23 protein-coding genes are annotated in these 22,932 nt (G+C 64.4%); 6 read left to right on the top strand and 17 right to left on the bottom strand.

Annotation, left to right across the window (positions count from 1 at the left end; translation table 11 throughout):
* Nucleotides 1-29: 29 nt before the first annotated feature.
* The 13 genes from ugpC to P5704_023135 all read right to left on the bottom strand — a co-directional run bounded on the left by ugpC (nt 30) and on the right by P5704_023135 (nt 14,152).
* Nucleotides 30-1,202 (bottom strand): sn-glycerol-3-phosphate ABC transporter ATP-binding protein UgpC, encoded by a 1,173-nt coding sequence (gene ugpC, locus P5704_023195; GenBank protein ID WOF78861.1) that lies wholly within the window; start codon nt 1,200-1,202, stop codon nt 30-32.
* 11 nt (nt 1,203-1,213) lie between these two features.
* A complete protein-coding gene (locus P5704_023190; protein WOF78860.1) occupies nt 1,214-2,056 on the bottom strand; it encodes a carbohydrate ABC transporter permease in 843 nt (280 codons plus the stop codon).
* Nucleotides 2,049-2,966, bottom strand: a complete 918-nt coding sequence (locus P5704_023185; GenBank protein WOF78859.1) for a sugar ABC transporter permease — start codon at nt 2,964-2,966, stop codon at nt 2,049-2,051. The genes P5704_023190 and P5704_023185 overlap by 8 nt, the downstream gene beginning before the upstream one ends.
* Before the next feature lie 108 nt (nt 2,967-3,074).
* On the bottom strand, nt 3,075-4,322 hold the full coding sequence (locus tag P5704_023180; GenBank protein ID WOF78858.1) for an ABC transporter substrate-binding protein: 1,248 nt from the start codon (nt 4,320-4,322) through the stop codon (nt 3,075-3,077).
* Nucleotides 4,323-4,480: 158 nt separating this feature from the next.
* Nucleotides 4,481-5,896: an ATP-binding protein gene (locus P5704_023175; GenBank protein ID WOF81317.1), complete on the bottom strand. Its 1,416-nt coding sequence runs from the start codon at nt 5,894-5,896 to the stop codon at nt 4,481-4,483.
* 16 nt (nt 5,897-5,912) lie between these two features.
* Nucleotides 5,913-6,647: a response regulator transcription factor gene (locus P5704_023170; protein WOF78857.1), complete on the bottom strand. Its 735-nt coding sequence runs from the start codon at nt 6,645-6,647 to the stop codon at nt 5,913-5,915.
* A 58-nt stretch (nt 6,648-6,705) separates the two neighbouring features.
* Nucleotides 6,706-7,668 (bottom strand): glucokinase, encoded by a 963-nt coding sequence (locus tag P5704_023165; GenBank protein ID WOF78856.1) that lies wholly within the window; start codon nt 7,666-7,668, stop codon nt 6,706-6,708.
* Nucleotides 7,665-9,494 carry a phosphogluconate dehydratase gene (gene edd / locus P5704_023160; GenBank protein ID WOF78855.1) on the bottom strand — a complete coding sequence of 610 codons (1,830 nt, stop codon included), beginning with the start codon at nt 9,492-9,494 and terminating at the stop codon, nt 7,665-7,667. Before edd ends, P5704_023165 begins: the two co-directional genes overlap by 4 nt.
* 174 nt (nt 9,495-9,668) lie before the next feature.
* Nucleotides 9,669-10,445, bottom strand: a complete 777-nt coding sequence (gene scpB / locus P5704_023155; GenBank protein WOF78854.1) for an SMC-Scp complex subunit ScpB — start codon at nt 10,443-10,445, stop codon at nt 9,669-9,671.
* Nucleotides 10,446-10,464: 19 nt separating this feature from the next.
* A complete protein-coding gene (locus tag P5704_023150) occupies nt 10,465-11,163 on the bottom strand; it encodes a ScpA family protein (protein ID WOF81316.1) in 699 nt (232 codons plus the stop codon).
* Nucleotides 11,164-11,310: 147 nt separating this feature from the next.
* On the bottom strand, nt 11,311-12,486 hold the full coding sequence (locus tag P5704_023145) for a tryptophan--tRNA ligase (protein ID WOF81315.1): 1,176 nt from the start codon (nt 12,484-12,486) through the stop codon (nt 11,311-11,313).
* A gap of 162 nt (nt 12,487-12,648) precedes the next feature.
* On the bottom strand, nt 12,649-13,272 hold the full coding sequence (locus P5704_023140; GenBank protein WOF78853.1) for an L-threonylcarbamoyladenylate synthase: 624 nt from the start codon (nt 13,270-13,272) through the stop codon (nt 12,649-12,651).
* 13 nt (nt 13,273-13,285) lie between these two features.
* On the bottom strand, nt 13,286-14,152 hold the full coding sequence (locus P5704_023135; GenBank protein WOF78852.1) for a PHP domain-containing protein: 867 nt from the start codon (nt 14,150-14,152) through the stop codon (nt 13,286-13,288).
* 417 nt (nt 14,153-14,569) lie between these two features.
* On the opposite strand from P5704_023135, the gene P5704_023130 reads away from it, so the two are divergent.
* From P5704_023130 to P5704_023110, 5 genes are all read left to right on the top strand, one after another.
* Nucleotides 14,570-14,869: a YciI family protein gene (locus tag P5704_023130; GenBank protein ID WOF78851.1), complete on the top strand. Its 300-nt coding sequence runs from the start codon at nt 14,570-14,572 to the stop codon at nt 14,867-14,869.
* Nucleotides 14,870-14,935: 66 nt separating this feature from the next.
* Entirely contained in the window at nt 14,936-15,313 is a 378-nt protein-coding gene (locus P5704_023125; protein WOF78850.1) for a hypothetical protein, read from the top strand.
* Between the two features lie 14 nt (nt 15,314-15,327).
* Entirely contained in the window at nt 15,328-16,005 is a 678-nt protein-coding gene (locus tag P5704_023120) for a response regulator transcription factor (GenBank protein ID WOF78849.1), read from the top strand.
* 139 nt (nt 16,006-16,144) lie between these two features.
* A complete protein-coding gene (locus P5704_023115) occupies nt 16,145-16,558 on the top strand; it encodes a P pilus assembly/Cpx signaling pathway, periplasmic inhibitor/zinc-resistance associated protein (GenBank protein WOF78848.1) in 414 nt (137 codons plus the stop codon).
* A gap of 91 nt (nt 16,559-16,649) precedes the next feature.
* Nucleotides 16,650-18,008, top strand: a complete 1,359-nt coding sequence (locus P5704_023110; protein WOF78847.1) for a HAMP domain-containing sensor histidine kinase — start codon at nt 16,650-16,652, stop codon at nt 18,006-18,008.
* Here P5704_023110 and P5704_023105 read toward each other — a convergent pair.
* Nucleotides 18,002-18,565, bottom strand: a complete 564-nt coding sequence (locus P5704_023105; protein WOF78846.1) for an NAD(P)H nitroreductase — start codon at nt 18,563-18,565, stop codon at nt 18,002-18,004. The two genes, P5704_023110 and P5704_023105, sit on opposite strands and share 7 nt — an antisense overlap.
* Nucleotides 18,566-18,828: 263 nt before the next feature.
* Entirely contained in the window at nt 18,829-19,200 is a 372-nt protein-coding gene (locus tag P5704_023100; GenBank protein ID WOF78845.1) for a YkgJ family cysteine cluster protein, read from the bottom strand.
* 188 nt (nt 19,201-19,388) lie between these two features.
* Between P5704_023100 and P5704_023095 the strand changes: the two genes are divergently transcribed.
* A complete protein-coding gene (locus P5704_023095) occupies nt 19,389-20,840 on the top strand; it encodes a TrkH family potassium uptake protein (GenBank protein WOF78844.1) in 1,452 nt (483 codons plus the stop codon).
* 1 nt (nt 20,841) lies between these two features.
* On the opposite strand, the gene P5704_023090 is transcribed toward P5704_023095, so the two are convergent.
* Together P5704_023090 and P5704_023085 are read right to left on the bottom strand one after the other, a co-directional pair.
* Nucleotides 20,842-21,774 carry a DUF808 domain-containing protein gene (locus P5704_023090; protein ID WOF78843.1) on the bottom strand — a complete coding sequence of 311 codons (933 nt, stop codon included), beginning with the start codon at nt 21,772-21,774 and terminating at the stop codon, nt 20,842-20,844.
* Nucleotides 21,775-21,853: 79 nt separating this feature from the next.
* A complete protein-coding gene (locus P5704_023085) occupies nt 21,854-22,867 on the bottom strand; it encodes an AraC family transcriptional regulator (GenBank protein WOF78842.1) in 1,014 nt (337 codons plus the stop codon).
* Between the last annotated feature and the right edge of the window lie 65 nt (nt 22,868-22,932).

The following is a 22,932-nucleotide window of genomic DNA, read 5'->3' as shown; positions in this document are numbered from 1 at the left end:
GACCGCCTGCTGGCAAGGCAGGCGGCTGTTCACTGCGCTGTGCCCGTTCCGTTGGAAACCAGCCGGGTGACCTTGCTCTCGCGCACCGGCTCCGGCTGCACGACGCCAAGCCGCTCGCCGGTCTGGGCATCGAAGAGCAGCGCCTTGCGCGGGTCGAACTGCAGATTGAGCGTCTCCCCCACTCGCGGAGCCTGGTCCGGTGTCAACCGGCAACAGGCCTTGACCTGATTCAGCGTGAACACCACCAAGGTGTCTGGCCCGGTGGGTTCCACCACTTCGATGTCGACCGCCAGCGAAAAATCAGCTGTTCCGACTTCGGCGAGGCCGATCTGTTCAGGGCGAATGCCGAGGATGAGTTCGCGATCACGCAGGCCGTCGTCGCTGGTGATCGGCAGCGGCAGTTCGCAGCTGCCCTGTTCGCTGTTGAGCACCCCGACCCAGCGCCCGTCGCGCTGGCGGATGCGCAGCGGTACGAAGTTCATCGGCGGCGAGCCGATGAAGCTGGCGACGAACAGGTTGGCCGGGTCGTTGTAGATCTCGTGCGGCGTACCGAACTGCTGGATCACGCCGTCCTTCATCACCGCGACCTTGTCGCCGAGGGTCATCGCCTCGATCTGGTCATGGGTGACATATACCGTGGTGGTCTTCAGGCGCTGGTGCATCAGCTTGATTTCGGTGCGCATCTCCACCCGCAGCTTGGCGTCGAGGTTCGACAGCGGCTCATCGAACAGGTAGATCTTCGGCCGCCGCGCCAGCGCCCGGCCCATGGCCACGCGCTGCTGCTGGCCGCCGGAGAGCTGCGCCGGCTTGCGCTCGAGCAGTGGCTCGATCTGCAGCAGCTTGGCCACCCGCGCCACTTCCTCCTCGATCTTCGCCGCCGGCACCTTGCGCATCTTCAGGCCGAAGGCGATGTTGTCGCGCACGCTCATGGTCGGATACAGCGCGTAGGACTGGAACACCATGGCGATGTCGCGATCCTTCGGGCTGGCCTGACTGATGTCCTCGCCGTCGACGAGAATCTCGCCGCCGGTGATGTTCTCCAGCCCGGCGATGCAGTTCATCAGCGTGGATTTACCGCAGCCTGAGGGGCCGACGAGGATCAGGAACTCACCGGCGTCGATCTTCAGCGCGATCTCCTTGAGCGTTGCGATCTGGCTGTTGCCATAACTCTTTTGAACGTTGCGCAGTTCCAGGGAAGCCATCGTTGTTCTCCTCAACCCTTGACGGCGCCGGCAGTCAGCCCGCGCAGGAAATATTTGCCGGCGACCACGTAGACCACCAGCGTGGGCAGGCCGGCGATCATCGCTGCGGCCATGTCGACGTTGTATTGCTTGGCGCCAGTGCTGGTGTTGACCAGGTTGTTCAGCGCCACGGTGACCGGCTGGGTATCGCCACTGGCGAACACCACGCCGAAGAGGAAATCGTTCCAGATCTGGGTGAACTGCCAGATCAGGCAGACCATGATGATCGGCACCGACATCGGCAGCAGGATGCGTCCGAAAATGGTGAAGAAGCCGGCGCCGTCCAGCCGCGCCGCGCGAACCAGTGCATCTGGCACACTGACGTAGAAGTTGCGGAAGAACAGCGTGGTGAAGGCCAGCCCGTAGACCACGTGGACCAGCACCAGACCGGTGGTGGTGTTGGCCAGGCCGAGCTTGCCGAGGGTGAAGGACGCCGGCAGCAGGATCACCTGGAATGGCAGGAAGCAGCCGAACAGCAGCAGGCCGAAGAACAGCTGCGAGCCGCGGAAGCGCCACATCGACAGCACGTAGCCATTGATCGCCCCCAGCGCAGTGGAGATCAGCACAGCCGGGATGACGATCTTCACCGAGTTCCAGAAGTAGCCGCCGATGCTGTCCCAGGCCGTCAGCCAGCCCATGGCGCTGAACGCTTCCGGCCAGCTCAGCAGATTGCCGGTACGGATGTCTTCCGGGGTCTTGAAGCTGGTCAGCAGCATCACGATCAGCGGCACCAGGTAGACGGCGCAGGCCAGCAACAGGGTGGCATGGATGGTCAGGCGCCCGAGGGTCAGGCGCGGTTGCGCGAAGTCAGACATGGCGCTTGTTCCTCAGCTCGGAATACAGGTACGGCACGATGATCGCCATCACCGCGCCGAGCATCAGCATGGCGCTCGCCGCCCCCAACCCCATCTGGCCGCGGGTGAAGGTGTGGGCGTACATGAACATCGCCGGCAGGTCGCTGGAGTAGCCGGGGCCGCCAGCCGTCATCGCCGCCACCAGGTCGAAGCTCTTGATCGCGATGTGCGCGAGGATCATCAGCGCGCTGAAGAACACCGGGCGCAGGCTCGGCAGCACGATGCGCAGGTAGATGGTCGGCAGGCTGGCGCCGTCGACCTGGGCGGCGCGGATGATCGACTGATCGACGCTGCGCAGACCCGCCAGGAACAGCGCCATGACGAAGCCCGAGGCCTGCCACACGGCGGCGATCACCAGGCAGTAGATGACCCGGTCCGGGTCCACCAGCCAGTCGAAGCGAAAACCTTCCCAGCCCCAGTCGCGCAGCAGCTTGTCCAGGCCCAGGCCGGGATTGAGCAACCACTGCCAGGCGGTGCCGGTGACGATCATCGACAGCGCCATGGGGTACAGGTAGATGGTGCGGATCAGCCCCTCGCGACGGATGCGCTGGTCCAGCAGTACGGCAAGCACCACACCGATCACCAGGCTGATGACGATGAACAGGCCGCCGAAGACCACCAGGTTCTGGCTGGCGACCCACCAGCGGTCGTTGTCCCACAGGCGCTCGTACTGTTGCAGGCCGGCCCACTTGTAGCTGGGCATGAAGCGTGAGTTGGTGAACGAGAGCAGGAAGGTCCAGCCGATGTAGGCGTAGAAGCCGACCAGCACGATCAGCATGCTCGGCGCCAGCACCAGCTTGGGCAGCCAGCGCTGCAGGGCGTCGAGCGGCGAGGCCTTGGCGGGCCTGGCTTGAAGCGCGATGGAACTCATGGATGTGATCCCTCGTGGAAATCCGGGATGTCGTTGCCCGCAGCACATGCCGAGGCATGTACCGGGACGCACGTTTCGGGAACCGGGCGGAGCGGTCCGCCCTTGGCGTTACTGCACGGCCTGGATCGCCGCCGCCAGTTGCTTGGCCGCCTTTTGCGGGTCGGCCTTGGGGTCGTTGAAGAAGTTGGTGACGACGTCGAACACCGCGCCCTGCACATAGCTCGAAGCGGCCATGCCATGGGTCAGGCTGGGTTGCAGGCCGCTGCCCTTGGCGGCCTCCTTGAAGTCGGTCATCGACTGCTGGGCGCAGGCGTCGAACTCGCTCATGTCCTGGTCCTGGCGAACCGGAATCGAGCCCTTGTTCTGGTTGAAGAAGGTCTGGAATTCCGGCTCCAGCACCGTGCGCGCCAGGTCTTCCTGGGCCTTACGGTTGTCATCGTCGCTGAGCTTGAACATCGCCAGGGAGTCGATGTTGTAGGCGAAGCTGCCCTGGGTGCCGGGGAACGGCAGGCACTGGTAATCCTCGCCAGCCACCTTGTTGGCAGCGGTGAACTCGCTCTTGGCCCAGTCGCCCATGATCTGCATGCCGGCCTTGCCGTCGATAACCATGCCGGTAGCACGGTTCCACTCCCGGCCAGCGGCGTCGGCGTCGATGTAGTCGCGCAGCTTCTTCAGGGCAGTGAAAGCCTGGACCATCTTGTCGCCGGTCAGGGTGTCGTTATCCAGCTCGACGAAGGCCTTGTGGTAGTCGTCCGGGCCGAGAATGCTCAGCACGAAGCCCTCGAACACGGTGCCGTCCTGCCAGGGCTGGCCACCGTGGGCAACCGGGATTAAGCCGGCGGCCTTGAGCTTGTCGGCCGCGGCGAAGAATTCGTCGAGGGTCTTCGGCGGCGTGGCGCCAGCCTTCTCGAATACCTCCGGGTTGATCCACAGCCAGTTGACCCGATGCACGTTGACCGGCACCGCGACGTAGGAGCCGTCGTACTGCATGATCTTGCGCACCTGCTCGGGCAGCAGCTCGTCCCAGCGCTCGGCCTTGGCGGTGTCATCGAGGTTGGCGAGCAGACCGAGTTCGCCCCACTCCTGGATGTCCGGGCCCTTGATCTGCGCGGCGGACGGCGGGTTGCCGGAAACCGCGCGAGTCTTCAGTACGGTCATGGCAGCCTCGCCGCCACCACCGGCGACGGCGAAGTCCTTCCAGGTATGGCCTTTCTGCTCGACCAGCTTCTGCAGGGTGTCGGCGGCGCGCTTCTCGCCACCCGAGGTCCACCAGTGCAGAACTTCGACCTCGCCGGCATGGGCGAACATTGGCAGGGCAAGGGAGACGGAAAGAGCGAGACGATGGATCGCTTTCATGTAGAGGCACCTTCTTGTTTTTATCCGGCAAGTCGAGGTCGCTTGCGATGGATCGAGTCTATGCGCAGGAAAATGGACACTGGGTAACGAAGGGATGGGCGATGGTCACAAGGCCGTTACAAAGTCGCAGCGATGGTAACGAGGCACGCTGAGCCGGATCAGCGCGGTAGCGTCAGGGTCACCCTCAGCCCTCCCTGCTGCAGGTTGCGTATGCTCAGCTCGCCGCCGTGGGCATGGGCGATGTTGCGCGCGATACCCAGGCCCAGCCCGTAGCCCTGCTGCTGGCCGGAGAGCCGCACGTGGGGTTCGAAGACCTGCTCCAGGCGCTGCTCGGGCACGCCTGGGCCCTCGTCATCGACGTGCAGCACCAGCGCTTGCTTGCCATCCTCGACATGCAGGTGGGCGCGCTCGCCGTATTTGAGGGCATTGTCCAGCAGGTTACCGATGCAGCGCTTGAGCGCCAGCGGCTTGCCGGGGTAGGTCGCCAGCGCGCGCCCATCCAGGGTCACGCGGGTCTGGTCGCAGGCCTGGTAGGGCTCGACGATGTGCTCGATGAGCAGATTGAGGTCCACCGCCTCGATGTTCTCGTGGATGTCGGTGTCCTTCACGCATTGCAGCGCGCCCTTGACCAGCAGCTCCAGCTCGTCGAGGTCGCGGGTGAACTTGATCTGCTGCGCTTCGTCTTCCAGCAGCTCGACACGCAGACGCAGGCGCGTGATGGGCGTGCGCAGGTCATGGGAAATCGCGCTGAACAGCTGGCCGCGTTCGGTCAGATAGCGGCTGATGCGCTGGCGCATGTTGTTGAAGGCTCGGCTCACCTCGACGATCTCGCTGGCACCGGCCTCGGTCAGCGGCTGCATCTCGGCGCCCAGCGACAACTCTCGTGCCGCCTTGGCCAAGCGCTTCAGCGGCCGGCTCTGCCAGCGCACCAGCAGGCCGATGAACAGCAACAGAAAGGCGCTGGTGAGCACGATGAACCACAGCTGCTGGGTCGGCAGTCCCTCGTCCTCCAGGCTGACGTAGGGTGCCGGCATCAGCGAGGCCAGATAGAGCCATTCCTGCGGTGCAATCTGGATCTGCGTCACCAGCACCGGCGGTGACAGCGGTTCGAGGCCCAGCGCGTAGTGCGCCCAGGAACGCGGCAACTCATCGAGCTTGATGCCGCTGTTGAAGATACGCAGGTCGTCCGGGCTGACGAACTCGATGGTCAGGTCCACCGCGCCGCCCAGACGCTGGCGCAATACCTGCTCCACTTCGTGCAGCACCGCACGCTTGCGCGGCGTCTCCGGGAGGATTTCCATGTCCAGCGGCTTGTCGTTGAGCGACACGAAGAAACGTGTACCGCCCATGCTGCGCAACTGATCGAGCACCAGCGGGCGATAGCCCAGCGGCAACGAGCGGAAGTAGCTGACGCTGGCCGCCATCGACTGCGCCAGGCTGCGGGCGCTGGTGAGCAAGCCTTCCATCTGGCTGGCACGCAGCTGAGACAGCCAGATCAGGCTCGACAAGCCCTGGGCCAACAACACCGCCAGCAGGGTCAACAACAGCATGCGCCCGAGCAGCGAACGCGGCACCAGCCGCAGGCGCCGCTCAGTGCGCAGGTTCATGGTGCGGCGTTACCTGGGTTGCCAATAAGTAACCGCTGCCACGTACCGTGCGGATCAGCCGCGGCGACTTGCCGGTGTCGCGCAGACGCTGGCGCAGGCGACTGACCGCCATGTCGACGATGCGCTCCAGCGGCATCACCTCGCGGCCACGGGTGGCATTGGCGATGGTGTCACGGTCGAGGATCTGCTGCGGATAGTCGAGGAACAGCTTGAGCAGGGCGAAATCGGCGCCGGAGAGAAAGACCTCCTCGCCGTCGACGTGGAACAGGCGATGGCTGATCATGTCCAGCCGCCAATCATCGAAGGCCAGCACATCGCTGCCGCGTTCCTGGGCGAAGCTGACCCGCCGCAGCAGTGCCTTGATCCGCGCCAGCAACTCGCGCGGGCTGAACGGCTTGCCCAGGTAATCGTCGGCGCCCAGCTCCAGCCCGACCACCCGATCGGCTTCGTCGGAACTGGCGGTGAGCATGATGATCGGCATCGAAGCCAGCCGCTCGTGCTGGCGAATCCAGCGGCACAGGCTGAAGCCGTCCTCGTCGGGCAGCATCACGTCAAGAATCACCAGATCGGCCGGCTCGGCGCACAGCGCCGCGCGAAACTGCCCGCCGTCCGGCACGCCGCGCACATGAAAGCCCGAGCGGCTGAGGTAGGCCTGCAACAGTTCGCGGATTTCCTGATCGTCGTCGACCAGAAGGATGTTCTTACCTGCTTGGCTCACGTCACGTCCCTTTTTCTTGTTGTTATCCGATCGCCCGTCGCCTTTCCCTGCCAGCCGGCTAGACGCCCTCCAGCAGCGATTGCAACGCCACACCGGCGCCTTCCAGGCCCGGGTAAGGTGCGGTCACCAGCCATATCGGCAAGCGATCGAAATAGTCGCTCATCTGGCCCTTCTCGCACAGGGCATCACGAAAGCCGCTGTGCATGAAGAACTCGACGAAGCGCGGTACCACCCCACCGACGATATATACCCCGCCGCGTGCGCCGAGGGTCAGCACGTTGTCGCCGACGATGCGTCCCAGCCAACGGCAGAACTGTTCCAGCACCGCCGTGGCATAGGGCTCGCCGGCCAGCGCAGCCTTGGTTATTTCCGCTGGCGAGTCGAGCGTGGCCGATCGGCCATCCAGCACGCAACAGGCGCGATAGAGCGTCAACAAACCCGGCCCGCTGAGCACGGCCTCGGCCTTCACATGGCCCTGTGCGCGATGCAGGTGTGTCCAGATCGCCGCTTCGCGCTCGCTGCCGATCGGCAGGCAGATATGCCCGCCCTCACCCGGCAAGGCGCGCCAGCCGCCACCAGACAGCGGTAGCAACCCCGCGACTCCCAGCCCGGTGCCGGGGCCTATGACCAGGCGTGGCCGACCGGGTTCAGGCGCGCCCTCACGGATCGTGATGCGCTCGTCATCGCGCAGCCGGGTCATGCCGAGGGCCATCGCAGTGAAGTCGTTGATCAGCAGCAGGTCCTTGAGGCCCAGTTCGTGGCAGAACGCCTGCCGGCTAAGCTGCCAGTGGTTGTTGGTGAAGCGGAAGTGATCGCCGCTCACCGGCCCGGCGCAGGCCAGGCACACCGCTTCCAGTGCATCCAGCGGCTGGCCCACCTCGTCGAGGTAGGCACGGATTGCCAGTTCTGGCCGCGCATGGTCTGCCGTGGGCAGCACACGGATCTGCTCGATCCGCTGGTCGCGCCACAGCGCGAAACGTGCATTGGTACCGCCGATGTCGCCAACCAGCGCCGTCTTCACTTGAGCGCCTCCAGACTCTCGGTAAATGCACTGGCGCCCTGCTCTGCCGTGCTGAACGAGGCGCGCATGAAGGCGAACAGTTCGCGGCCACAACCGATGCCCATGTCTTCAGGGCGAATCGCCGGTTCCCGCGCGTCCCACTCGGCCGGTTCGACAAGCGCCCGCAACTCGCCGGTCTCACCATCGACGCGGATGATATCGCCATCGCGCACCCGCGCCAGCGGGCCACCATCCAGCGCCTCGGGGCAGACATGGATCGCCGCCGGCACCTTGCCGGAGGCGCCGGACATGCGCCCGTCGGTGACCAGCGCCACCTTGTAGCCACGGTCCTGCAGCACACCGAGGAAGGGCGTGAGCTTGTGCAGCTCAGGCATGCCATTGGCTTTCGGCCCCTGAAAACGCACCACGGCGATGAAGTCGCGCTCCAGCTCGCCGGCCTTGAACGCCGCCGCCAGCTCGCTCTGATCGATGAATACCCGCGCCGGCGCCTCGACCACGCGGTGCTCGGGTGCCACGGCGGAAATCTTGGTCACGCCGCGGCCGAGGTTGCCCTCCAGCACGCGCAGCCCGCCTTCCGGCGAGAACGGCCGCTCGGCCGGACGCAGGATGGCTTCGTCCAGGCTCTGCGTCGGGCCGTCGCGCCAGACCAGCTTGTCACCGTCGAGAAACGGCTCCTGGATGTAGCGGCGCAAGCCCTTGCCGGCGACGGTATGCACGTCCTCGTGCAACAGCCCGGCGTCGAGCAACGTGCGCACCATGAACGGCACTCCGCCACAGGCGTGGAAATGGTTCACATCGGCCTGGCCGTTGGGGTAGACCTTGGCCAGCGTCGGCACCACCTCGGAAAGATCGGCCATGTCCTGCCAGGTCAGCTGGATACCGGCGGCGCGGGCGAACGCAGGGATGTGCAGGGTGTGGTTGGTCGAACCGCCCGTGGCATTGAGTGCGACCACCGAGTTGACGATGGATTTCTCGTCGACCACCTGACACAGCGGCGTGTAGTTGCCGGCCTGATGGGTCAGGCGCGTGACCTGGTGCGCAGCCTCCCGGGTCAGCGCATCGCGCAACGGCGTGTAAGGGTTGACGAACGATGAGCCCGGCAGGTGCAAGCCCATGATTTCCATCACCACCTGATTGGTGTTGGCGGTGCCGTAGAAGGTGCAGGTACCGGGGCTGTGATAGGACTTCATCTCCGATTCCAGCAGCTCCTCGCGGCTGGCCTTGCCTTCGGCGTAACGCTGGCGCACCTCGGCCTTCGCCTTGTTCGGAATCCCCGAGGGCATCGGTCCACCCGGTACGAAGATGGTCGGCAGATGGCCGAAACGCAGCGCGCCGATCATCAGCCCCGGCACGATCTTGTCGCAGATGCCGAGCATCAGCGCGGCGTCGAACATGTTGTGCGACAGCGCGACCGCCGTGCTCATGGCGATCACTTCGCGGCTGGCCAGGCTCATTTCCATGCCCGCCTCGCCCTGGGTCACGCCGTCGCACATCGCCGGAACGCCGCCGGCAACCTGGCCGACCGAGCCGATCTCGCGCAGCGCCTGGCGAATCATTTCCGGGAAGTGCTCGTAAGGCTGATGCGCCGAGAGCATGTCGTTGTACGCCGAGACGATGGCCACATTGGCCGAGTTCATCAGGCGCAGGCTCTGCTTGTCCTCGCCGGAATTGCAGCCGGCGACACCGTGGGCGAAGTTGGCACATTGCAGCTTGCCCCGCTGCGGACCCTCACTGGCGGCGGCGGCCATCATCGCCAGATAGCGCTCGCGGGTCTTGCGGCTACGCTCGACCAGGCGCTCGGTGACTTCTAGAACTCGCGGATGCATGCCTCACTCCTGCTACAAAATTCAACTGTAAAGTTGAAAGCTCAACGTTTGGTTGAAAGCTCAGACAACCATAAACCATCCAGGGTCGGTTGGCGTTCGGACACGACACGATGCCGGCATGAAGGCGGCGACCCAGGCGCCTGTGGTTTGGCCGGCTGGGAGCAGGCTTGGCGCTTACTGCGCGGGCTCGTCTCCGCGCGGCTCGTCCGCCGATGTTTCTTCTTCAGCTTCCAGCAGGTCGTCGAAGTCGGTCTTCAGGCCCTGCTCCATACCATCGAGCTCGGCCAGCAGGCTGCGGAAGCTGGTCTGCTCACGCAGCGGCGCCTGCGGCTCGTCTGCAACTTCATCAGCCCGCGCCTGCAAGGCGGCAGGTACGGCGGCATCCTCGTCGTCGAGCACCGGGCGCAGCTCGGGCTCCATCTCGCGCAATACGGCGAGCGGCGGCAGTTCGTCGAGGTTCTTCAGGTTGAAATGGTCGAGGAACTGGCGGGTGGTGGCGAACATTGCCGGGCGTCCGGGCACGTCGCGATGGCCGACCACGCGAATCCACTCACGCTCCTGCAGCGTCTTGACGATCTGGCTGTTGACCGCGACGCCGCGGATGTCCTCGATCTCGCCACGGGTGATCGGCTGGCGGTAGGCGATCAGCGCCAGGGTTTCCAGCAGCGCTCGCGAGTAGCGCTGCGGCCGCTCTTCCCAAAGCCGGCCGACCCACGGCGAAAACCGCTGGCGTACCTGCAGACGGTAACCGCTGGCCACCTCCTTGAGTTCGAAGGCGCGGCCCTTGCAGGACTTTTCCAGCACTTCGAGAGCCTTCTTCAGCTGCGCCGACGACGGCCGCTCGCCTTCCTCGAAGAGTTCGCCGAGGCGCTCCAGCGAGAGTGGCTTGCCGGATGCGAGCAGAAAGGCTTCGAGCAGCGAAGCGAGGTCCTTGGGATCGGAAAGGTCCACGGTTGACTCCTGCAATTGGCTATTCGGTACGGCTGCGCACATGGATAGGCGCGAACGGCTCGTTCTGCACCAGCTCGACCAGCGATTCCTTGATCAGCTCGAGCACCGCCATGAAGGTCACCACCACGCCGAGGCGCCCCTCCTCGACGTGGAACAGCGCGACGAACGGGACGAAGCCGCCGCCCTTGAGGCGTTCGAGCACCTCGCTCATGCGCTCGCGGGTCGACAGCGCCTCGCGGGTCACCTGGTGGCTCTCGAACATGTCGGCGCGGCGCAGCACTTCGGCCATCGACACCAGCAGCTCCTCCAGGCTGACATCCGGCAGCAGCTTGCGCGCCCTGGCATCCGGGGCATCGATGCGCGGCACCTGCAGGTCACGACCGACCCGCGGCAGTTCGTCCAGATCCTCGGCGGCGGCCTTGAAACGCTCGTACTCCTGCAGGCGGCGGATCAGCTCGGCGCGCGGGTCCTCCTCCTCTTCGGCGGCTTCGGCCGAGCGCGGCAGCAGCATGCGCGACTTGATCTCGGCGAGCATGGCGGCCATCACCAGGTACTCGGCGGCCAGCTCCAGGCGTACCGATTTCATCAACTCGACGTAGCCCATGTACTGCCGGGTGATTTCCGCCACCGGGATGTCGAGAATGTCGATGTTCTGCTTGCGGATCAGGTAGAGCAGCAGGTCCAGCGGGCCTTCGAAGGCTTCGAGAAAGACTTCCAGCGCATCCGGCGGGATATACAGGTCCAGCGGCAGTTCGGTCACCGCCTCGCCATAGACCAGCGCCAGGCGCAGCTGCTCGCCGGGCTGAGTCGATTCGGGGCTCTGGAGTTCGGTCTGCATGGTCATCCTCGAAGGCGGCGGGACGCCTCAGCGGTAATTCAGGCCCATCGCCTGGCGAACTTCGATCAGCGTCTCACGGGCTTCGTCACGGGCGTGTTCCGCACCTTCGGCAAGGATGCTGCGGACCAGATCGGGATTCTGCTCGTAGTCCAGCGCACGCTCCTGCAAGGGTGTCAGATCAGCCTTGATCGAGTCGATCAGCGGCGCCTTGCACTCCAGGCAACCGATGCCGGCACTCCGGCAACCCTGCTCCGCCCACTGGCAGACGGCCTCCTCGGAGTGCACCAGATGCATCTGCCAGACCGGGCAACGCGTCGGCTCACCGGGATCGCTGCGATGCACACGCGCAGGGTCGGTGGGCATGCGGCGGATCTTTTCCTCGATCTCGTGCGGCGTATCGCGCAGATAGATGGCATTGCTGTTGGACTTGGCCATCTTGCCGCCGTCGAGCCCGGAAATCTTCGGTTGCTCGCCGAGCAGCGCCTGCGGTTCCGGCAGCAGCAGCTTGCCGCAGCCTTCCAGGTAGCCGTACAGCCGCTCCTGATCGCCGATGGTGATGGTCTGCTGTTCCTTGATGACCGCACGGGCGGTATTCAGCGCCTCGACGTCGCCCTGCTCCTGATAGCTCTTGCGCAGGCTGACGTACAGTTTGGAGGTCTTCTTGCCGAGCTTGCGGATCGCCGCTTCGGCCTTGTCCTCGAAATCCGCTTCGCGGCCATAGAGGTGATTGAAGCGCCGCGCCACGTCGCGGGCGAATTCGATATGCGGCAGCTGGTCGGCACCGACCGGCACCAGCCCGGCACGATAGATCAGGATGTCCGCCGCCTGCAGCAGCGGATAACCGAGAAAACCATAGGTATCCAGGTCCTTGTGCTGCAGATTCTGCTGCAGCTCCTTGTAGGACGGCACCCGCTCCAGCCAGCCCAGCGGACAGATCATCGACAGCAAGAGATGCAGCTCGGCGTGCTCCGGCACCTGCGACTGGATGAACAGCGTCGCTGAACTGGGACTGACGCCGGCAGCCAGCCAGTCCACCGCCATATCCATGATGTTCTGCGAGATTTCGCCGGAGCTTTCGTAGTCGGTGGTCAGTGCATGCCAGTCGACGATGCAGAAGAAACACTCGTACTCATGCTGCAGCCTGACCCAGTTCTTCAATACGCCACTGTAGTGACCGAGATGTAGCCGGCCGCTGGGACGCATGCCGGAAACCACGCGCCGCTGTGAATCCATGGAGCTCAAAAGGGTGTCCTTGATTAATTGGCCTGTTTGGTAGGTTCAGTTGGTCAATTTCGGCATCCGAACTTGCCTCAACCCGCTCACGGCACAGGCCAGATGTTGTACGGGCACGCTCGCCATCCAGGTTCAAGCCATGAAGGGTTCGGGATCGCCGCAACCGACTCGCACCACTTCAGGCCGATCGTCGACCAGGCTGACCACCGTCGATGCTTCGAGGCCACCGTACCCGCCATCGATGATCAGGTCTACCTGATGCTCCAGCACGTCACGCATCTCGTACGGATCGCTCATCGGCAGATCTTCACCGGGAAGGATCAGGCTGACGCTCATCAGTGGCTCACCGAGTTCCTCCAGCAGCGCCTGAGCGATCGGCTGCGCGGGCACACGCAGGCCGATCGTACGGCGCTTGGGGTGCAGCAACATGCGCGGCACTTCGCGGGTGGCCGAGAGGATGATCGTGTAGGGACCGGGCAGATGAGCCTTGAGCAGGCGGAAGGCGGCGGTATCGACCTTGGCGAACAGGCCCAGCTGCGACAGATCGCGGCAGGCCAGGGTGAAGTTGTGCTTGTCATCGAGCTGGCGCAGCCGGCGGATGCGTTCGATGCCGGCCTTGTTACCCATCGAGCAGCCGACGGCATAACTGGAGTCGGTGGGATAGACCACCACCCCACCCTTGCGAATGATTTCCACGGCCTGTTTGATCAGGCGCGGTTGCGGGTTGTCCGGGTGGATCTGAAAGAACTGGCTCATGGAAACTCCCTGTTCAGCTGGCAGCAGGTAGGCGGCGCTCATGATCGAAATGTCTCCAAAGTGGTGACAGATCCTCCGGCAGGCTGCGGTACAGCCCCAGCTCCGACCAGTCGCCAGGCGCATGGAAATCGCTGCCCACTGTGGCCATCAGGCCCAACTCACGTACCAGGATCGACAGACCGCCGACCTGCTCCAGCGGCTGCATGCCGTTGACCACCTCCAGCGCGTGGCCGCCGGCCTGGGCGAAATCGATCACCAACCGGCGCCGCTTGCTGCGGGTGAAATCGTACTGCCACGGATGCGCCAGGCTGATCCAGGCACCTGAGTCACGTAAGGTCTGGACCGTCTGCTCCAGGCTCGGCCAATGCTGCTTGACGTCGCCGAGCTTGCCCGAACCCAGCCATTTGCGAAACGCTTCGGCACGGTCGCGCACATGACCGGCACGCACGAGAAAATCGGCGAAATGCGGCCGCGCCGGTGCGTTGCCACTGTCGCCGAGTTCCTGCTGAAGCGCCCGTGCACCTTCCAGCGCACCCGGCATCCCCTTCGCTTCGAGGCGTTGGCCGATCAGCTCGGCGCGGCGCCAGCGTCCCTCGTGCAGTTGTGCGATCGCCTGCTGCAGGGCAGGCGCATCCGCGTCGAAGGCGTAGCCCAATACATGAATGGTAGCCCCGTTCCACAGGCAGGAAAGCTCGATGCCATTGACCAGCTGCATGCCCAGCGCCTGCGCAGTCGTCCGTGCCTCGGCCAGTCCGTCGATCGTGTCGTGGTCGGTGAGCGCCAGCATCTGGATGCCGCGCGCATGGGCTCGCTCCACCAGCTTGGCGGGCGCCAGCGCGCCGTCCGAGGCGGTGCTGTGGCAATGCAGATCGACAATCATCTGGTAACGCGCTCCAGTGAGGTGCAGACACCTCGATAAGAATCCGTAAGCCTGCGGCGGCAAGCCTTCACCGGCCCGAAAGAAGGGGTACACCGGCGCAAACGGCCGGCTAGTCTAACGCCGCACCGGCGCTTTGGCTCGTGTCGTCACAGTCATTACACCGGCCAGCGCTGCAGGCGCCGCAAACCGCTCTTGCTTCGACCGCCAATACCGTCCTGCGTGCCATCAACCGCTGCACGGGGATCAAGCGCAGCGCTTCCGTCGCAAGCGCCGTTTGCTATGATGCCGCGCTGCACGGCAGGGCTCGCCGTAGCGCCTCGACCGGCGCGACGAGCAGGCTGCGCCGGCAGTGTCATCATGCATATCCCGGGCTTTCTGTACTTTTCATATACGCCCCTACGCGAACGAGGATCGACCATGCTGTACGCCGTTATCGCCACCGACGCACCGAATTCCCTGCAGGACCGCCTCGCCACTCGCCCAGCCCACCTGGCGCGCCTGGAGCAGCTGAAGAACGAAGGCCGCCTGGTTCTCGCCGGTCCGCACCCGGCCATCGACAGCAACGATCCGGGCGAAGCCGGCTTCAGCGGCAGCCTGGTAGTCGCCGAGTTCGATTCCCTGGAAGCCGCACAGCAGTGGGCCGACGCCGATCCGTACAAGGCCGCCGGCGTATATGTGAACGTGGTGGTCAAGCCCTTCAAGAAAGTATTGCCCTGAGCCGACACAGCAGGGAATAGCCCGGCCGCGGGCAGTCCACGGCCTCGTAAGGAAATAGGAGTTCCGATGCGTCAACGACCGCTTGCCCTGCTGTTCGCCCTGACCCTGCTCGCCCCGGCGCTGTATGCCGAAGAAGGGTTACCGGAACCTGCCGTTCCGGAGATCGAGCCTGGTGCCCCCGTCGAGTACGACGAGCTGGATGCCGTAGCCGAGCCCGAGCCTGCCGGCCCGAGCGCCGACACCACCGAGGCCTTACTGCTGCGTCTGCGCGAGGAAAATCGCCGCTTGCGCCTGCAGTTGCAGGCGGAGCAGACGAAAGAGCTGCCCGCGATGCTGAACGAACAGCAGCAGTGGTTCGCCGTCGGTGGTGCTGTCGGAGTCATCAGTTTCACCCTGGGCCTGCTGGTCACGCGCGGACGCCGCCGACGCCAGTGGCTCAACTGAGTACCAGAGCCGACATGAGTGAATTGCTGCTTATCGACGATGACGAAGAACTCTGCGAGCTGCTGATCAGCTGGCTCGCTCAGGAAGGCTTCGTCGCCCATGCCTGCCACGATGGCAACAGCGCGCGTCAGGCGCTGGCGCAGCACCAACCGGCAGCAGTGGTCCTGGACGTGATGCTGCCTGACGGAAGCGGCCTGGAGCTGCTCAAGCAGCTACGCAGTGAACATCCCGATCTACCGGTGCTGATGCTGTCGGGTCGTGGCGAACCACTGGATCGCATTCTCGGCCTCGAGCTCGGCGCAGACGATTACCTGGCCAAACCCTGCGACCCGCGCGAGCTCACCGCACGCCTGCGTGCCGTGCTGCGCCGTACCCAGCCGACCGCAACGCCCAGCCAGGTCGAGCTCGGCGATCTCTGCTACAGCCCGGCACGCGGCGTGGCCAGCGTCGGCGGTCATGACGTCAGCCTGACGCTCTCCGAAGGCCGCATCCTCGAAACGCTGCTAGCACAACCGGGCGAGCCGATCGACAAGCAGACCCTGGCCCAACACGCCCTGGGACGCAAGCTCACTCTCTATGACCGCAGCCTCGACATGCACGTCAGCAACCTGCGCCGCAAGCTTGGCCCGCACGCCGATGGCAGCCCGCGAATCGTCGCCCTGCGCAGCCGCGGCTATCTGTACGCAGTCTGATCGTCTTTACCGAGGCTTTACCCTGGGCTGACCGCCCTTGACCTTGCCCTGCGTAGACTGAACTCATCCGGTCACAGACCTGCCGCCAATGAGCGACGCGGCGGGACGGCCGGTTTCCCTACATAGGAGAGTTTTCAACATGCGCAAATCACTCGTAGCCCTGCTGTTCGCCGCTGCCGTTCCGACCCTCGCCTTCGCCATGCCCGGCGGCATGCACGATGGTCGTCATGCTGGCAAGCATGCCCCGCACATGTTTCAGGATCTGGACCTGACTAAGGAACAGCAGCGCGAAATGCGCAAGCTGATGGGCGAGCAGATGCGGCAGCGCCAGGAAATTACCCAGCGCTACCTCGACAAGCTGCCCGAAGCCGAGCGCAAGGCCATGCAGAACGATCTCGACGCCAGTCGCGAGAAGACCCACCAGAGCATGCGCGCGCTGCTCAAACCCGAACAGCACAAGGCCTTCGACGAAGGCATGAAGAAGATGGAAGAAAAGCGCGCCGAACGTGCAGAGTTCCTCAAATGGAAAGCGGACCGCGATCAGAAGAACTGATCTGCTCCCGTTCTGAAAACCCGCCCGACAACTTCCGCCACGCGTTCAGAGCGCCGGTGGAAGCTGCCGGGCTTTGCCGTGGAGAGACCCAGTGCGATCACTGTTCTGGCGCATACTCGCAACCTTCTGGCTGGCCATTGCACTGGTTGCCGGCCTGGCCATGCTGCTCGGCCATGCGCTGAATCAGGACGCCTGGATTCTCGGCCGCCACCCGGCACTGCAAGGTCTTGCCGAAACCTGGACCGAGGTCTACGAGCGCCAGGGCCCGCAGGCTGCGCAGCGCTTGCTGGAACAGCACCGGCATCGTGCGCGGGTCGATGTACAGGTGCTGGCGGAAAACGGCCAACCGATCGTCCGCGGCACTTTCTCCGCCCGCGCCGCCGCGTTCGAGGCACGCCATCAGGATCGCGAACGCCCACTGCCTTGGCGACGCTTGACCGCCGATTACACCAGTCCGACCAGCGGTGAAACCTACCTGTTCATCTACCGCATTCCTTATCCCGAACTGCAGGCCTGGCATCGCGGCAGTCTGGCCTGGCCGCTCAGCGCGTTGGGCATCGCACTGGTGGTACTCACCGGCTTCAGCCTGCTGCTGACGCTATCCATCACTCGCCCATTGGATCGCCTGCGCCGTGCCGTGCACGACCTAGGGCAGACCAGCTATCAGCAGCAGTCCCTCGCCCGTCTGGCAACACGGCGCGACGAGCTCGGTGTGCTGGCGAGCGATTTCAACCGCATGGGCGCACGGCTGCAGGCGCTGATCGGCAGTCAGCGCCAGCTGCTGCGCGACGTATCCCACGAACTGCGCTCACCGCTGGCGCGCCTGCGCATTGCCCAGGCACTGGCCGAGCGCGCCAGCCCGAGCGAACGCGAAGTGATCTGGCCGCGACTGGCCAAGGAATGCGATCGACTGGAAGCGCTGATCAGCGAAATCCTCGAGCTATCCCGCCTGGATGCGGAACCCGGCACGGCAACGGCCGTCGACCTGCCAGCAATGTTCGAGCAACTGAAGGACAACGCCCGCATCATCGCGCCCGCTCAACGTATCGACGGTCGGGTCGAGCCTGGCCTGGCATTCACAGGTTGGACGGAAATGCTCGAACGCGCACTGGACAATCTGTTGCGCAACGCCCTGCGCTTCAACCCCGAGGGCGTGCCCGTGGAGCTGCGCGCGCAGCGCGACGGTGACGAGCTGGTACTGAGTGTGCGCGACCACGGGCCAGGAGTCGCCGACGAACACCTGCCGCAACTGAGCCAACCCTTCTTCCGAGCGCCAGGACAAACGGCCGCCGGACATGGCCTCGGATTGGCCATCGCACGCCGTGCGGCCGAGCGCCACGGTGGCCAGCTGCAGCTGGTCAACCACCCCGATGGCGGCTTCATCGCGAGCCTGCGTCTGCCGTTGGCAAACGCTGTAGGCACGGTGTCAGAGATTCAGAGCCATCACTGACCGTTCCAGCCGTTGACGAAAGCCTCGGGCTCGAGCACCGGGGCGCTACGGATGCGGCCCTCCGGCGTGCCCAGGTACAGGAAGCCCAGCAGACGTTCCTGCTCGGCCAGGCCCAGCCCCTTCATTACATGCGGGTCATAGGCGAACTCACCGGTGCGCCACACCGCGCCAATCCCCTGGGCATGGGCGGCCAACAGCAGACCATGCGCCGCGCAGCCGGCAGCCAGTAACTGTTCGCCTTCCGGGACTTTCGGGTGCGCCTTCGGACTGGCGATCACCACGATCAGCATCGGCGCACGCAGCGGCATGTTGCGCGCCTTCTGCAGCGCTTCGTCCGAGGCATCGGTCTGCCGGGCCTGCAGAGCGTCGGCAAACAGCTCACCGAGCTTGCCGCGCGCATCGCCCTCGACGGTCAGGAAGCGCCAGGGGTGCAACTGGCCGTGATCCGGCGCACGCAAGGCTGCACGAAAAAGCAGATCGAGTTGATCGGCATCGGGTGCCGGCTCGCATAGGCGAGTGACAGATACGCGGTTGAGCAACAGGTCCAGAGCGTCCATCCATTACCTCCTGAAAGGGTCGGACATTCTAGAGGGTGTTGGCGACGTACCGCGAGTGATGGCCGGCCGACAGCGCAAACAACGCGCCGGCCGGCGCTGGTGGCCCGTGCAGTGAGTTGGCTGAGGCAAGTTCCGATGAACATGGCTCCGAGACAAGGCGCTGCGACGAGTCATGGCGGGGCTCATGGCAAGGAGCAGCAACACAGTATCGGGGCCATGGTCGCCGCAATTGACCAACCGAACTTACCAAACAGCCCACCAGGTCAAGCCACCCGATCCGGCGAGAGCTGCGGCTGCAGCGGCGGCACCAGCGGTGGCAGGCCGTGTGCCGCCCGCGCCGCGTCGCAATGCGCATTGTGCTCGCCGTTCTCCCAGGACGCCTCGAATTCGCGGCAGGTGCTCGAACGCTGCTCGTACATGCTGCAGCGCACGCCGCAACCGACATCGCCCAGCAGTCCGACGCAGCGCGCAGGTTTGCTCTCGGTCCCGAGCATGGCCACATGGAACGGCGAAACCTGAACTGTCAGCTGGTCCGGCACCGCACCGCCGGCAGAAACGCATTCACCAAAATAGAAGGACACACGAAAGTACGCGCAGCAGGCGCCGCACGTGAGGCAGGGATTGTCGATTGACATGGAAGGTGAACACCCAGAGACCGGAAATGGGCCGGCGCCCGGGCGGCTATTCTATTCATGGCGCTGCGCTTGGGAAGAGGCTCCACGGCTGCCGAGAAAACATTTTTCTACCAGCCGTCGGGCGGTTTACTGGCGGAGCGACGCGAGTAGAATGTCCGCCCTCTTTCACCGTGCCGAGCACCCTCTACATGGCCCTGCCGACCTTACGCATCATCGGTTTTATCCTCGGCATTTTCCTGATCACCCTGGCCGTCAGCATGATCATTCCGATGCTGACCCTGCTGGCATTCGAACGCACCGATGACCTGCAGGCATTCATCTGGGGCAGCCTGATCACCTTCTCCTGCGGCTTCGCCCTTGTCGCACCGGGTAGACCAGCCAACACCAACCTGCGGCCGCGCGACATGTACTTCCTGACCACGATCAGCTGGGTGGTGGTCTGCTGTTTCGCCGCCTTGCCGCTGATGCTGATTCAGCACATCAGCTATTCGGACGCCTTCTTCGAAACTATGTCCGGTATCACCACCACTGGCGCCACCGTGCTCTCGGGACTGGATAGAGCATCGCCCGGGCTGCTGATGTGGCGCTCGCTGCTGCACTGGCTGGGTGGCATCGGCTTCATCGGCATGGCGATCGCGATTCTGCCGCTGCTGCGAGTCGGTGGCATGAGGCTGTTCCAGACCGAGTCCTCGGACTGGTCGGAGAAGGTGATGCCGCGCTCGCACGTGGCCGGGCAGTACCTGCTGGTCATCTACGTGACGTTTACCGTCGCCGCGTTTCTGGCCTTCCTGTTGACCGGCATGAGCATGTTCGATGCCATAAACCATGCGATGTCGACCGTCGCCACTGGCGGCTTTTCCACCTCCGATGCATCGATGGGCAAGTTCGGGCCGTCCGCGCACTGGGTCGCAGTATTCTTCATGCTGCTCGGCAGTCTGCCGTTCACCCTTTACGTGATGACGCTGCGAGGCCATCGCACGGCGCTGCTCAAGGATCAGCAGGTGCGAGGCTTCGTCCTGATGCTCACCATCACCAGCGTGCTGTTCAGCGGCTGGTATTGGCTGAACAATGACATTCCGGCGCTGGATGCACTGCGCATCGTGACCTTCAGCGTGGTTTCCGTGGTTACCACGACCGGTTTCGCGGTGGATGACTACACCCAGTGGGGCGGTTTCGCCGTCATGGCATTCTTCTACCTGACCTTCGTCGGCGGCTGCTCGGGCTCGACGTCAGGCGGGCTGAAGATGTTCCGCTTCCAGGTGGCCTACTCGCTGCTACGCGCCAACTTCAAGCAGCTGATTCACCCCCGCGCGGTAATCCGCCAGCAGTACAACGGGCACAACCTGGACGAAGAAATCGTTCGCTCGATCCTGACCTTTTCCTTCTTCATCACCATGACCATCGGCGTGCTGGCGCTGTGCCTGGCGCTCCTCGGCCTCGACCCGATCACCGCGCTCACGGGCGCGGCGACCGCGGTCTGCAACGTCGGCCCGGGGCTGGGCGAGATCATCGGGCCAGCCGGCAACTTCTCCACACTGCCCGACACGGCAAAATGGCTGCTGTCGATCGGCATGCTACTGGGACGCCTGGAGATCATCACGGTGCTGGTGCTGCTGACCCCGGCCTTCTGGCGCCACTGACTCAGGCCGCGGCGCCGGAGCCGCGCTTGAACAGCCGGCCGCCAAGCGTAACCAACGCCAATACCACGCCGCCGGCGACGATGCCGAATGCGGCGTCGAGCAGCGTCGGCAACAGGCCGCCGAGTACCGCTCCGATATAGGGCAGTCCGAGCGCTTCGTGGGTGCTGTTCTCGATGAAATGATGCACGGCGCGAATGCCGTGGGTGAGGATGCCGCCGCCCACCATGAACATCGCCGCGGTGCCGATGACCGACAGCGACTTCATCAGCCACGGCGCGACGCTCAGAATGCCTCGCCCGATGGCGCTGGCCACACCGCTGGCCCGCTTGCTCAGGGCCAGACCAAGATCGTCGAGCTTGACGATGGCGGCTACCAGCCCATAGACGCCTATCGTCATCAGGATGGCGATGCCCACCAGAACCATGACCTGCTGACTGAACGACGCGGCCGCGACCGTGCCGAGGGTGATGGCGATGATTTCGGCGGAGAGGATGAAGTCAGTACGCACCGCGCCGCTGATCTTTTTCTTCTCGAACGCCACCATGTCCACGGACGGGTCGGCGAGCGCCTTCACCGTCTCCGCGTGATCGCTGTCATCGCTATGAAGAAAGCGGTGCGCCAGCTTCTCGAACCCCTCGTAACAGAGAAAGGCGCCGCCGAGCATCAACAGCGGTGTGATTGCCCAGGGCAGAAAGGCACTGATCAGCAGCGCAGCGGGGACCAGGATCGCCTTGTTGCGAAACGAGCCCTTGGCCACTGCCCACACCACAGGCAGTTCCCGGTCGGCATTCACCCCGGTCACCTGCTGCGCATTGAGTGCCAGGTCGTCGCCCAGTACGCCAGCGGTCTTCTTGGCCGCCACCTTGGTCATGAGCGAGACGTCGTCGAGTACGGTCGCAATATCGTCTATTAACGCGAGCAGGCTGGTGGCCAATTGGGTCACTCCATCATGGAAAGGCGCATATAAGTAACCGATCTGCTCTAGCTAAGGCTATGTGGGCTTTCACAGGTTCCTACTGGCGTGAGCGCGCGGCCAGACGGTATTCGCCGGGCGTGACGCCGAACCAGCGCTTGAACGCCCGGTAAAAATTGCTCGGATCGGCAAAGCCAAGCAGATAGGCGATTTCCAGCGGCGCCAGGTCCGGCTGGGCGAGGTGCTGCACCGCCAGATCGCGACGCGTATCGTCGAGCAATTGCTGGAAGCTGCTGCCCTCCTCCTGCAGACGCCGCTGCAGGGTGCGCTCCGACAGGCACAGCGCCTGCGCCACGACTTCGCGCCTGGGCTCGCCCTGCGGCAGCAATCGACAGAGTATCTGCCGCGCGCGATGCATAACTTTGCTGTCGGAGAAGCGCGAGAGGTACTCACCGGCGAAACGATCATGCAATTGCGCCAGCGCTTCATTGGCGGTCGGCAACGGCATTTCCACATCCTCTTCGCGAAACAGCAACGCGTAGCGACGCGCGTCGAAGCGCAAAGGTGCCTGGAACAGCTGCCGATAGGGCTCCAGATCATCCGGCGGTTGGCCCTGAAAGCTGACTTCCAGCGGCAGCAACGGCGTTCCGGTGAGCCAGCGGCAGAATGTCAGGCAGCCTGCCAGGGAGCCTTCGGCACTTTGCCTAGCTGGCGGCAAGCGGTCGCCGATTATCGTCAGACTCAACCGATAGCCCTGTGCGCAGGGCTGGAAATCCAGATCGGCACCCTCGGCGATGATCCGCTGGTAGCGCACCAATCTGGCGAAGCCTTCCTTGAGATTGCGGCTGGACATCAGTGCATAACCGACCACGTTCAGTGCAGCCGGCCGCGCCTGGCGCGCCATGTTCAGGCCAATGGCGGGGTCACCGGAAACCGCCACCGCGCGTTGCCAAAGGCGCGTCATGTCATCCTGGGCAAAGCGCGCGTCGGGGTCGTCCAGAGCGGCATAGTCCAGATGCAGCTCAATGAACAACTGGCGGCAATCGATCCCGGCGGATTCCAGAGCCTGGACGATACTCAGCGCCCAGCTCGAGGAAGTGGTGCGTTCGGTCATGGGGTTTTCTTGTTCTTCGATAGGTGGGGCAGCTGCGCCTAAGGCTACTAAACTGGCCCTGATTG

Origin of the sequence: Pseudomonas sp. FeN3W (assembly GCA_030263805.2) — a bacterium.
GTDB lineage: Bacteria > Pseudomonadota > Gammaproteobacteria > Pseudomonadales > Pseudomonadaceae > Stutzerimonas > Stutzerimonas stutzeri_G.
The sequence above is the reverse complement of the archived record's forward strand: the minus strand, read 5'-3'. Positions and strand labels throughout refer to the sequence as shown.